7 protein-coding genes and 2 pseudogenes are annotated in these 12,370 nt (G+C 53.9%); 3 read left to right on the plus strand and 6 right to left on the minus strand.

What is annotated here, in order from left to right; genetic code table 11:
- Nucleotides 1-30: 30 nt before the first annotated feature.
- From urtE to urtA, 5 genes are all read right to left on the minus strand, one after another.
- Nucleotides 31-720 (minus strand): urea ABC transporter ATP-binding subunit UrtE, encoded by a 690-nt coding sequence (urtE, locus tag ACO6TI_RS28735; protein WP_196901546.1) that lies wholly within the window; start codon nt 718-720, stop codon nt 31-33.
- A gap of 9 nt (nt 721-729) precedes the next feature.
- The gene (urtD, locus tag ACO6TI_RS28740; RefSeq protein WP_196894261.1) at nt 730-1,485 is read right to left on the minus strand and encodes an urea ABC transporter ATP-binding protein UrtD; all 756 of its coding nucleotides are present in this window, start codon (nt 1,483-1,485) and stop codon (nt 730-732) included.
- 9 nt (nt 1,486-1,494) lie between these two features.
- Complete coding sequence (gene urtC / locus ACO6TI_RS28745; protein WP_055391591.1) at nt 1,495-2,661, minus strand: urea ABC transporter permease subunit UrtC; 1,167 nt, start codon at nt 2,659-2,661, stop codon at nt 1,495-1,497.
- Between the two features lie 10 nt (nt 2,662-2,671).
- On the minus strand, nt 2,672-3,598 hold the full coding sequence (urtB, locus tag ACO6TI_RS28750) for an urea ABC transporter permease subunit UrtB (RefSeq protein ID WP_055391592.1): 927 nt from the start codon (nt 3,596-3,598) through the stop codon (nt 2,672-2,674).
- Between the two features lie 170 nt (nt 3,599-3,768).
- Complete coding sequence (gene urtA, locus ACO6TI_RS28755; protein WP_055391593.1) at nt 3,769-5,022, minus strand: urea ABC transporter substrate-binding protein; 1,254 nt, start codon at nt 5,020-5,022, stop codon at nt 3,769-3,771.
- A gap of 445 nt (nt 5,023-5,467) precedes the next feature.
- On the opposite strand from urtA, the gene ACO6TI_RS28760 reads away from it, so the two are divergent.
- The 3 genes and pseudogenes from ACO6TI_RS28760 to ACO6TI_RS28770 all read left to right on the plus strand — a co-directional run.
- The gene (locus tag ACO6TI_RS28760) at nt 5,468-8,881 is read left to right on the plus strand and encodes an ATP-binding protein (protein ID WP_422383856.1); all 3,414 of its coding nucleotides are present in this window, start codon (nt 5,468-5,470) and stop codon (nt 8,879-8,881) included.
- On the plus strand, nt 8,868-9,797 hold the full coding sequence (locus ACO6TI_RS28765) for a DNA-binding response regulator (RefSeq protein WP_197000933.1): 930 nt from the start codon (nt 8,868-8,870) through the stop codon (nt 9,795-9,797). Before ACO6TI_RS28760 ends, ACO6TI_RS28765 begins: the two co-directional genes overlap by 14 nt.
- 600 nt (nt 9,798-10,397) lie before the next feature.
- Nucleotides 10,398-11,143, plus strand: a pseudogene (locus ACO6TI_RS28770) (transposase); the annotation flags it as partial.
- A 51-nt stretch (nt 11,144-11,194) separates the two neighbouring features.
- On the opposite strand, the pseudogene ACO6TI_RS28775 reads toward ACO6TI_RS28770, so the two are convergent.
- A pseudogene (locus ACO6TI_RS28775) lies at nt 11,195-12,074 on the minus strand (proline racemase family protein).
- Nucleotides 12,075-12,370 lie beyond the last annotated feature (296 nt).

The following is a 12,370-nucleotide window of genomic DNA, read 5'->3' on the forward strand; positions in this document are numbered from 1 at the left end:
GGTATGGGTTTTGTTGATCGTGTGTTGGGATCAAACCGACAGGAACGCGGCGACTTTTTCCTCGTCGACGCTTTCTCGCGGCTCATCGTGCACAAGCCGCCCGTTCTCAAGAACGAGCACGCGGTCAGCAACGTCGAGGGCGAAGGACAGAACCTGCTCCGATACGACGATGGAGAGCTCGCGTTCATCGCGGATACGCTTCAGAACGCGGGCCATTTCGCGGATAATCGACGGTTGGATGCCTTCGGTCGGTTCATCGAGCAGCAGCACCTTCGGATTGGTTGCGAGTGCTCGTGCAATGGCGAGCTGTTGTTGCTGTCCCCCTGAGAGGTTGCCGCCACGACGGCTCTTCATGTCGAGCAGCACGGGAAACAACTCGAATATGTCCCCAGGAACTTTGCGTCTGCCGCTGATGGACAGGCCGGTCTCGATGTTTTCCTGCACGGTCATCGTGGGGAAAATCAATCGACCCTGCGGCACATAAGCGATGCCGTTTGCCACGCGCTCGTAGCTCTTCATCGTAGTGACATCGACACCGTCAACGGCTGCTGCGCCATCCTTGGTCGGAACGATCCCCATCAAGGATTTCATGAGCGTTGTCTTGCCCATGCCATTGCGTCCCATGATGGCGATAATTTCGCCAGGGGCGACTGTGAAGTCGAGGCCATGCAGAACTTCGCTCTGGCCGTAGGCGACGTGGTAGTGCGCAACATTCAGCATTGGAGCCTCCTAGTGGCCGAGATAGACGTCGATGACATTCGGGTCTGCTTGCACCTTGGCCATGGAACCCTCAGAAAGGATCTTTCCCTGGTGTAGAACGGTAACTCGGTGGGCGATGTCTTCGACGAACTTCATGTCGTGCTCAACCACCATCACGGAGCGGCCTTTGGTGATCTCGTTCAAAAGCTTCGCGGTCTGCTTGCGCTCCGAAACGCTCATTCCGGCGACCGGCTCGTCCAGCATCAGAAGCTCAGGGTCCTGGATCAGCAGCATGCCGATCTCCAACCACTGTTTTTGACCGTGGCTGAGAAGAGCCGCTTGCTTTTCGAGTAGCTCGTTGAGGAAGACCATTTCGGCGATTTCATGAACACGGATCTTTACGTCCTGGTCTCTCTGAAATGTCAGTGCACCCCAGACGCTTCGTCCCCGCGGGAAAGAGAGTTCTAGGTTCTCGAAAACCGTCAAATCTTCATAAATGGACGGATTCTGGAACTTGCGGCCGACCCCTTCGCGAACAATCTCGTGTTCGCGCATACTGGTCAGTTCCTTGTTACGGAATTTGATCGAGCCGTCTGTTGATCTGGTTCTACCGCATATGAGGTCGAGCACAGTGGTTTTGCCGGCCCCGTTCGGGCCGATGATCACATGGATCTCGTTCTCGTCGACGTAAAGGTTGAGATCGTCAACTGCTTTGAAGCCATCGAAGGAGACCGTAAGATTTTCAATCGACAGCAGAAAATCGGTGTTGTTGTTGAGCGTATTCACTTGTACCTCCTATTCTGCAGCTTTTGCAGTCGTTTCGGCACCAAAGCCTGAGGATGGGGGAGGAGCAGCGTCGGTGCGGCTGTTGCGCTTGCCGGCAGAAACGACGCGGTCCACGAGAGGTGCAAGGTAGGACTGGTAGAGACCCGACAAACCATTCGGAAACACCAGCACCACGGCGATGAACAACCCGCCGAGACCGAAGAGCCAAAGTTCCGGGAATGTCTCGGAAAAGGTCGTCTTGGCCCAGTTGACAAGCAATGTCCCGTAGACGGCCCCCAAGATGGACAACCGGCCGCCGACGGCACAGAAAATCACCATTTCGATCGATGGAACGATGCCGACGAAGGACGGTGACATGAAACCGACCTGAAGCGTGAACATCGCTCCGCCAATTGCCGAAAAAACCGCTGCGAAACAGAAGACGAAGATCTTTATGTTGGAAACGTCATAGCCGGAAAAGCGGACGCGATCCTCCTGATCGCGAACTGCCACGAGCAATCGGCCGAGTTTACTCTTGAGCACGATCTGGCTGAGTAACAGGACGCCGACCAGCAGAGCACCGTTGACATAGTAGAGGATATACTTCGCGTCATCTGTGCGGATGTCCCACCCCTTGAGCGTTCTGAGGTCGGTAATCCCGTTTACGCCGCCCGTATAGCCTTGTTGACCGATAATCAGGATGGTCAGGATTGCAGCGATCGCCTGGGTGATGATGGCGAAATAGACGCCGCCAACCCGCCGTTTGAACATCGCCGCGCCGATGATGAAGGCGAAGACGGCAGGCACAACGATGATTGCAAGCAGCGTGAAAGTCAGGCTATTAAAGGGCTCCCAGAACCAGGGCAACGCCGTGATCTGGTTCCAGTCCATGAAGTCGGGAATGCCCGGCGTCGACTGGATAGCCGTCGCCTCGGGCGTCGAGGACTCCAGCTTCAGGTACATGGCCATGCAGTAGCCACCTAGTCCGAAGAATACTCCCTGGCCAAGGCTCAAAATTCCGCACTTGCCCCAGCACAATACAAGGCCCACTGCCACAAATGCATATGTGAGATATTTGCCGAACAAGTTCAGCCGAAAGATGTCCATTGCGAGCGGCATAACAATGAAGAGAAGTGCCGAAACGACAAGGATGCCTAGTAGCTCTTGCCGGGACATGAAGGACTTGTTGCTTGTCATCAGAACCTCCTCAGCGACGGATTTTGAGTGAAAACAAACCCTGAGGGCGCAACATCAAGATGCCGACGACAGTCAGGAGGGTCAGGACTTTTGCCATTGAGCCTGACAAGAAAAACTCCATTGTCGACTGCGCTTGGCTGATAGCGAAGGAAGAGGCGATGGTTCCAACCAGGCTGGCGGCTCCACCGAAAACAACAATGAGGAAGGTGTCGACAATATAGAGCTGGCCGGCTGTTGGTCCTGTGGACCCGATCATTGTGAACGCGCTTCCTGCAATTCCCGCGATGCCGCAACCGAGTGCAAATGTGTTTCGATCAACCTTTTCGGTATTGATACCGACAGCACCCGCCATGACCCGGTTTTGGACAACCGCACGGGTTTGCATGCCCATCCGCGAGCGGAATAAAATGAAATAGACGGCGATGGCGATGACGAAGGTCAGGACCATGACAAAGATGCCGTTGATGGGAATTTCGATAATGTCAGTCAGCGGCACGGAACCAAGCAACCAGTTCGGCAGCGTCACTCCCACCTCGCGCGCGCCAAAGATCGACCGGTAAGCCTGTTGAAGAATGAGGCTCAGGCCCCATGTCGCCAGCAAAGTGTCGAGCGGTCGTTTGTACAAGTGCCGTATGAGCGACCATTCAACGAGCGCACCGAGCGTTCCGGCAGCCAGAAATGCCAGTGCCATGGCGAAGAAGAAATAGATACCAAAGAGGGCTGGAAGGTAGGCTTCAAAAAAATTGGAGCACAAATAGGTAACGTACGCGCCCAGAATCATGAATTCGCCGTGCGCCATGTTGATCACGCCCATCTGTCCGAAAATGATCGCAAGCCCCAGGGCCATCAACACGAATACGGAAAAGAGGATTAGCCCGGCAAATCCCTGCATGGCGAAAATGGACCCGAGTTCTGTCCAGGTATAGTCGGCGAACATTGCGCACGTCTCCATGTTCCGGAGCAACGCGTTAGGCGAAGCTCCCTAAGGATTTGGTGAAGGAAAATGACTGATGCGGCGCTGCGTGTGCTGCTTTCACGCAGCGCCGGTTCGGATTGCATGTCTAGCCGACAGGCACTCCAGTTCTTCGGGAGAAGCCTGATCGAGGCTTACTGATAGCCTTCCGGGAATGGATCCGGTTCCATCAGCTCAGCTGTCTCGTACACCAGCTCGTATTGACCGTCGGGTTTTGCCAAACCTATCCGCGTCTTGGACCACAAATGATGGTTCTCGTGAACTCGGACATAACCTTCAGGTGCAGTCGTCAGCTCAATGCCAGGCGACGCGAGGCGGACTTTGTCAATGTCGAAACTGCCGGCTTTTTCAACGGCAGCCTTCCAGAGCCAAGGACCAAGATAGGCGGCCTGTGTAACATCGCCGATGACGATATCGTCGCCCCACATTTCCTTGAATGACTTGACGAATTCCATGTTGTTTTCATTGTCGAGCGACTGGAAATATTTCATCGCGGCGTAAGCGCCTTCGATGTTCTCACCACCAATGCCTCGAATTTCGTCCTCGGTCACGGAAATGGTCAGAAGCAGCGGCTTTTCCTTCGTCATGTCGATGCCCGCAGCCTTGAGCTGTTTGTAAAAGGCGACGTTGGAACCGCCGACGACAATCGCGTAAATGACATCGGGCTTTTTGAGCTTGATCTTGTTGATCACCGAATTGAATTGGGTGTGGCCAAGGGGATAATACTCCTCACCGACGACCTTGTGACCGAGTTTTTCAATGTGTTTGCGCGCAATCTTGTTGGATGTCCGCGGCCAGATGTAATCAGAGCCCAGCAGATAGAAGCTTTTGGCACCTTTTTCCTTCGCTACCCAGTCAATCCCGGCGATGATCTGCTGCGTGGCTTCCTGGCCCGTGTAGATAACATTCGGCGATTGCTCGAGGCCTTCGTAGAACGTCGGATAATAAAGCATACCGTTATACTGCTCGAAGACTGGCAATACTGCTTTGCGCGAGGCCGAAGTCCAGCAGCCGAATACTGCTGCGACCTTATCATTCACCAGCAATTTCTTGGCTTTTTCTGCGAATGTCGGCCAATCTGAAGCGCCGTCTTCCTGTGTGTATTCTATTTTTCGTCCCAATACGCCGCCCATGGCGTTGATCTGCTCAATTGCCAACTTTTCAGCCTGCACCGATCCCGTTTCGGAGATTGCCATTGTGCCTGTCACGGAATGGAGAATGCCTACCGTGACCGTGTCATCAGTGACGGCAAGTCCTGTGGTATTCACTTCGTCAGCGAATGTGGGGGCGATGGAACTGCTCGCAGCAAGTATTGCCGCAGCCGCCGTCCCGGCAAGGAGTGACCGCCGGGACAACCGGCTTTGAATAACGTCTTTCACGCGTCGCATACTTGGACCCCTGTCTGGTTTGAAGTTGTAGCAGGGCTCCCTCGAGCGCCGCTGCATGGCCTAAACCTCTCCGAAAATTGTGCAGTGCCGCAATGCGTCAGTTGCTGTGGGTCAATTGACTGATTCCCTGATCTGTAAATTCATGTCAGAGTATTTGATTGCCTAGTAGCGTGATAAAATGGAGTAATCTGATATGAACAAATAAAATACTGTTTTAGATCATGTTTAGTTTTGCCGCTTTTAGGAAAATATTTCAAAATTATAGAAAGTAAAAAATATAATTGCCAAAACAGGCATGAAAATTGCAAAAATAAACGGAATACAAAGATATTTGTTTACGTGAGAGCATTTGTTGCTGCGAGATTGAGCGAGGAAGTGCGATCATCAGGTTGCAATGCACAAAATCTGAGCGACAAATTGAACGGCGACAGCAAGGCGGGGGTATATGGCAGGTTATCAACGAGTTGTCCGCTCGCGCAGAACGTATAACCAATGGGTCGCAAACCAGACCTTGGAAGACTATGCCCTGCGCTTTACGGCAAAGAGCGCCAGACGCTGGTCACCCATATGGGTTGCGAACACGGCACTCGGTGCCATTTCGTTTCTCGCTCTCGAGGCGATTGGAGCTGCGATTACATATAACTATGGGTTCTCCAACGCAGTCCCCGCCATACTGTTCGTCGGCTTACTCATTTTCGTGACCGGACTGCCGATATCCTACTATGCAGTAAAGTACGGAGTAGACATTGACCTGCTGACCCGGGGTGCAGGATTTGGGTACATAGGTTCAACTGTTACTTCGCTGATCTATGCAAGCTTCACTTTCATTTTTTTCGCGTTGGAAGCGGCGATCATGGCAACGGCACTCGAGCTGTTCCTGGGGATCCCGCTCAATATCGGTTACCTGATCTGTTCATTGATCGTTATCCCGATGGTGATTTACGGGATCACGCTGATCAGCCGTCTGCAGGTCTATACGCAACCTCTTTGGATCATTCTCCAACTGGTTCCATTTGCGTTCCTGGCATGGCAGGGGGTGGCACCCATTGAGGACTGGCAGCGTTTTTCGGGCCGGTTTGGCAATGAGGATGGCCAGTTCGAGCTCTTCTATTTCGGCGCTGCCAGCGCCGTGCTGTTTTCACTGATCGCCCAGATTGGAGAACAGGTCGACTTCCTTCGATTTCTGCCTCGGCAAAGACAGGGACGTCGTGCCAGTTGGTGGTTCGCGCTTCTAGCGGCAGGCCCAGGCTGGATTGTCGTCGGTATATTCAAATTGCTGATGGGGTCGTTTCTTGTCGTTGTCGCACTTCAGAGCGGTCTCGAGCCAGACAAGGCCGTTGAACCGACACACATGTATCTGGTCGCCTTCAGCAAGGTAACCACACCTGAAGTCGCGATTGCTCTGACCGGCATTTTTGTTGTCGTGTGTCAGATCAAGATCAATGTCACCAACTCCTATGCCGGTTCGATTGCCTGGTCCAATTTCTTTTCCCGGTTGACACACAGTCACCCGGGCCGGGTTGTCTGGCTCGTTTTCAATGTCGTCATCGCTCTTACTCTGATGGAACTGGGGGTCTACAAGGCCCTCGAGCGGACACTGGGGCTTTATTCGATTGTCGCCGTGGCCTGGATCAGTGCACTGTTCGCCGATCTTGTGATCAACAAGCCCCTGGGCTTGAGCCCGCCTTACATAGAATTCAAGCGAGCCCATCTCTACGATATCAATCCCGTTGGGCTTGGTTCGATGACCGCAGCCAGCGTTATCGCATTTGTTGCCTACTCCGGCTTTTTCGGCCAGACGGCACATGCGCTCGCAAGCTATATCGCTCTGTTCACTGCAATCTTGTTGGCGCCGTTTATCGCCTACGTGACCAAAGGGCGTTTTTACATCGCCCGGGAAGCTGTGGAATTGGTTTCGCAAAGCGGCGAGAAGAAGCAGAAGATCCAGTGTTGCATCTGTGAACACACGTTTGAGCACGAGGATATGACTCATTGCCCCGTTTACACGGGTCCAATCTGCTCCCTGTGTTGCTCTTTGGATGCCCGATGTGACGACGATTGTAAGGAAAATGCCCGATGGGGCGACCAGATTTCCTCGTTGCTGCATGCCATGCTGCCTTCCCAGACCGCCGCATGGCTCGGGTCGCGTGTGGGTATTTATCTTGGGGTCATGCTGATCACAACGGCCTCGCTTGGCGGGATCCTCTATCTCGTTTTTGTGGAAGCGGGGACGCAACCGACATTGGATGGGAAGCAAGGCGTCGCGAGAGCTTTGACCCAGGTATTCTTTATATTGTTGCTGATCTCCGGGGTCATGGCATGGCTTTTCGTTCTGGTTCATGAAAGCCGAAAGTTCGCCAATGAAGAGACCCGGCGCCAGACCGGTCTGTTGATGAAAGAGATCCGGGCGCACAAGCGAACCGACTCCAAACTTCAGAAAGCCAAGGAAGCGGCCGAAGCAGCCAATCAGGCCAAGAGCAGATACGTGGTGGGAATCAGTCACGAATTGCGCTCTCCTCTCAACGCGATCGCGGGCTACGCGCAACTGTTGCGCAAAGACCCTACGATCCCTGCGCATCGCCGGGATGCGGTCAAAGTCATTCAGCACTCCGCCGACCATCTGGCCGGTCTGATTGAAGGGTTGCTCGACATTTCAAAGATCGAGGCAGGTCACCTGACCATTTATCGGGAACGCTTTAACCTGCATGAGTTTCTCACCCAGATCGTTGACATGTTTCGATTGCAAACCGATGCGAAGGCGCTGAAATTCGCGTTCCTGCCCGCCGATAATCTGCCGCGATTTGTCTTTGGTGACGAAAAGAGGTTACGGCAAGTTCTGATAAACCTTTTGTCCAACGCAATAAAATCGACGGAACGCGGGAGCGTAAGCCTCGTTGTGAACTATCACAGCCAGGTCGCCGAATTTTCGATCGTGGATACTGGTATCGGCATTGCCGAGGAAAATATTGATCGCATCTTCAACCCGTTCGAACGGATCGAAGAAGAAGGCAGTGCAAGCGTGCCTGGAACCGGCCTCGGTTTGACGATTACCAAGCTGTTGAGCGAAATCATGGGTGGCGACATTCAGGTCCAGAGCGAAAAAGGAGTGGGCAGTACTTTTAAGGTGCGCATTCTTTTGAGCGCAGCCAATGCTCCCAGGGAAGCCGTGCAGGACGAAAAGCGCGTCAGCGGCTATGAAGGCGCGATCCAGACCGTGATGGTCGTTGACGATGACGCGGCTCAACGGTCTCTTATTCAAGACTTCTTAAATCCGCTTGGCTTCAAGGTTCTGACTGCTGCCAGCGGCCAAGCCTGTCTGGAAAAAGTCGAGACTGAAAGACCGAACGTATTTCTCCTAGATATCAGCATGCCAGGCATGAGCGGTTGGGAACTCGCAAGAATGTTGCGTGAAAACGGTCACAGCGATGCGGTGATCATCATGATATCCGCAAATGCGGACGAGAGCGGTCGTGATCCCCTGCATAGGATTTTTCATGACGACTATCTGGTGAAACCCATCCGATTGCAGGATCTCCAGGACAAGCTTCAACAAGGCCTGAAGCTCGTCTGGCGGACGACGCCGTCCAAGGAGCGTGCACAGTTACATTTCCCGACTTTGGCTTCCGGGCAAGTATTCCGTGAAAACGCCCTACCTTCCATAGAAAGCCTGGAAATGCTGAAACAACTGAGCAGCCTCGGATACGTTCGCGGCATTCGCGCCAAACTTGACGACATAGAGGCACATGAACCGAATGCAGCAGACTTTGTTGACCATATGCGCCGATTGATCCGCGAATTCGACCTCACTCAATATGACAAGGTACTGGAAGGGCTTGGACATGATCATGAATGCTCCTAGTCCAAGTGAAACCGTTCTTGTAGTTGACGATGCTCCTGCGTCCCTGGGCATGCTGACCAGTGCATTGGAAGAGGCCGGTTACACAGTGCTGGTGGCTCAGGATGGCCGAAAGGCAATCGACATCGCCACCAAAGTGACGCCAAGCGCAATATTGATGGACGCTGTCATGCCGGAACTCGATGGTTTCGAGACCAGCAAGCAGATAAAGCGGCACGAAGCGCTTCGCGACGTGCCGGTACTCTTTATGACCGGACTAAGTCAGACAGAACATATTGTGCGAGGATTGGAATCTGGCGGAGTAGACTACATTACAAAGCCGGTAGATCCGGAAGAACTGATTGCAAGACTGCGTGTTCACATCGCGAATGCGCGAAATTCACACAGTGCGCATGTGGCACTTGATGCATCCGGGCGTTTCTTGGTTTCAGTCGATCTTTCTGGAGCGATCTGTTGGGCAACCACGCAAGCCATGGCTCTAATCGACGACAGTTGGCGTCAAGGCGAGGTCCCCTCTGGTCAATTGACACAAGACACAGTCGAATGGCTGCGAAATTACCTCATCGAAGCAGGCAGGGGTTCGCATGTCTCCAATGATGTCGTGACCACCATGGGCGGTACAAAACTGCGTTTCAGTTATGCCGGGCAAATCAGTTCCGGCGAACATCTCCTGCGGGTTGCAGAAATGGTCGACGGCCGGCCCTCCGACATCTTGAGAAAGTCATTTGACCTGACCGGGCGTGAGGCCGAGGTCCTGATGTGGATCGCAAACGGAAAGTCCAACAAGGAAATTGCGGCAATACTTGAGATGAGCCCGCGAACGGTGAACAAGCATCTTGATCGGATATTCGGGAAACTTGGCGTGGAAAATCGGACTTCTGCCGCCGTCATCTCGTTAAAGCGTCTTCTGGAGAGTTGAGTTCCTTGCGCGCGACAACTGCTCGAGACCGCTGATGCGTTGAAGACACGTTATCGCTTTGGCCGTCATCAATTCGTTTCCATTCGGCCGGCAAGCGTTTGTTTGTTGCGATTTGTTGCGTTGTCTGCGCAAGGCCGATGCTTGCGCCACCGGCTGGCATTTCTTGCGGATACCGAATTTCGAAAATGGATGGAATGCTTCTACGGTTAAATTGACGGTGATTGACGCAATTGTTCCGCAAGGGCTGATAGAGTTGAAGTTGAGATGAATCACCCGGGAAGATCTGAACACGACCTTCCAACTCCAGGGCAATGAACCGGAAATTTATGAGAAGGTCATGGTGCCGCTCTGGTTAGGTCGTTGATCTTCTACGCATTTCAGTCCGGCGTGTTCCTGACCAGTCGCAATCTCAATAACCTGCTGATCCAATCCACAGTGACAGGGATCATTGCACTCGGTTTGGTTTTCGTCCTGCTCACCGGAGAAATTGATCTTTCAGTCGCGGCGATCCCCGGAGCCGCAGCGGTATTCATGGCCAAGATGGTTGTGGATACCGAGCTACCGATTCCCCTCGCCATCCTCCTCGGTGTGGGAATCGGTTTGCTGATCCGTATGCTGCTGGTCGGTTACACGATGGGGATCCGGTCAGAACGGCGGCTGTGAGAGGAAGTCCATCTCAATCTGGCCTACCGCCGGTTTTGCCGCCTTGATCTGCGCGATCCAATACCGGACCACTCGACTTTCTCGAAGAACCGGCACGGGCGGTTCCGGGACAGTGATCTGTTGCGGCATGTCTTTGAGACGGTTGTGGCGCGTTGCATCGAGGAAGGACTTGTGAGCGGCCAACGTCTTGCGGCTGAGGCGGGTCTGATCCAGGTGGATGCCAACCGGCAGAACTCCACACCGCAAGCGGACTGGGAGCCTGACAAGATTGATCCTGCCGATGCACCGCGTGCAGTGCGGGAATGTCTGGAAACACTGTATGATGAAGCCTTCGGCGCAGCCAGTCCGGTGGGGCCTAAGTTTACCTCTCATTCCGACCCGGCAACCCAGTGGACCGGCGCACGCGGCGGCCCTGCTTACTTCGCTTATTCCGCAAACTACCTGATCGATACCGATCATTCGATCATTTTGGATGTCGAAGCCACGCGCTCAATCCGGCAAGCCGAACTCGGCGCGATGCGCACCATGATAGACCGGTGGACGACAGGTTTGATCTGACACCCGAGCGCCTGATCGCTGAACCCGCCTATGGTGCTGGCCACATGCTCGATTGGTTGGTGCGTCAACGCGGGATCGCCCCGCATATCCCGGTTATCGACAAGTCCGGGCGCAACGACGGGACCTCGCCACCGGAACTCAAATGTTCCTTCAAACACGCGAAACACGGGGGTTTTTCAACGGAATTGGCTCGAAGCAGGCTTTCGCTGCAGATGGAACCAACAGCAACAACGCGGAGATAGTGTTGAAAAAGTCGGTGGTCTGCCGTCCACCTCTGTCACATCGGTCAGTTTGACGGCAAATTTTGAACCGATAATGGATTCAGTAGTGATCTCATCACCGACATCAACCTGCCCTTTCGCCTGAAGTGTCGCAAGGATCGCGGAGCTGCCCGTGCCGCAGGGTGAACGATCGACACGACCGGGCCACAGCGTACAGCAGGTGCGGTAGCTAGTGTCGCCCATCTTTTCGACAAAGATCGCATAGGCAATATGATCGATTGAGGGGATTTGTGGGTGCTGCACCTTGAATGCGGCATTGGTGGCCTCTTTCAAATCCATACCCGCTTGCACAAGGGCCGCCGTCTGTTCGGGAATGATCGAAAGGCCAAGCTGCTCGACCGGCACCACAGCATAGCCCCCCCCCAAAGGCAATGTCAAAACGCACCTCGCCCCACCGATCTGTTTGCACCTTTTGGTCGAGCCCCTCGACAAAGGAAGGGATCATATCAAGCGCGACACGTTCGCATTTGCCCTCGCGGCAAGTCGCCGTGGCGGTCACGATCCCGGCGGGAGCTTCCAGTCGCAACACTGTTTCCGGCTCCTGCATCTCGATCATGCCCGTTTCAAGAAGCGCCGTCGCAACACACATCGTGTTCGCCCCTGACATTGGATGCGCTTCGTCGGCTTGAAGGACAATGAAACCCGCGTCGGCGGTCGGATCACAGGGCGGAATCATCAGGTTGACGGTCTGGTTCACCGCGCCCCTTGGTTCAAGACAGACAAAGCGGCGCAAGCTGTCGTCCACCTTGTTGATATAGTCCCTTTTATCGGTCATCGTAACGTCAGGAATGTTCTAAATTCCGGATGTTACAACCTTGCCTACTTCGCCCTCGCAATGAACGTCGAGAAGCTGAAGGGTCTTTTTCCAGCGCACTTTTAACCTCTTGTGTCATGGGTTACATATCTTGCTCGGAGGACATTCGCCGCTTTCGCGAAAGAATGCAATGAGGGCTCGTTTCCGACTTTCCCCGCGATGGATACTAGCGACCGCTCCGGGCCGTGAGCGACCAAATTCACAGGAGGGCGGGGAGCGGACTTTTGCTGTGCGTTGTTGGAATGTCCGAAACTGGA

Origin of the sequence: Roseibium album, from assembly GCF_965233825.1 — a bacterium.
GTDB classification, from domain to species: Bacteria; Pseudomonadota; Alphaproteobacteria; order Rhizobiales; family Stappiaceae; genus Roseibium; species Roseibium album.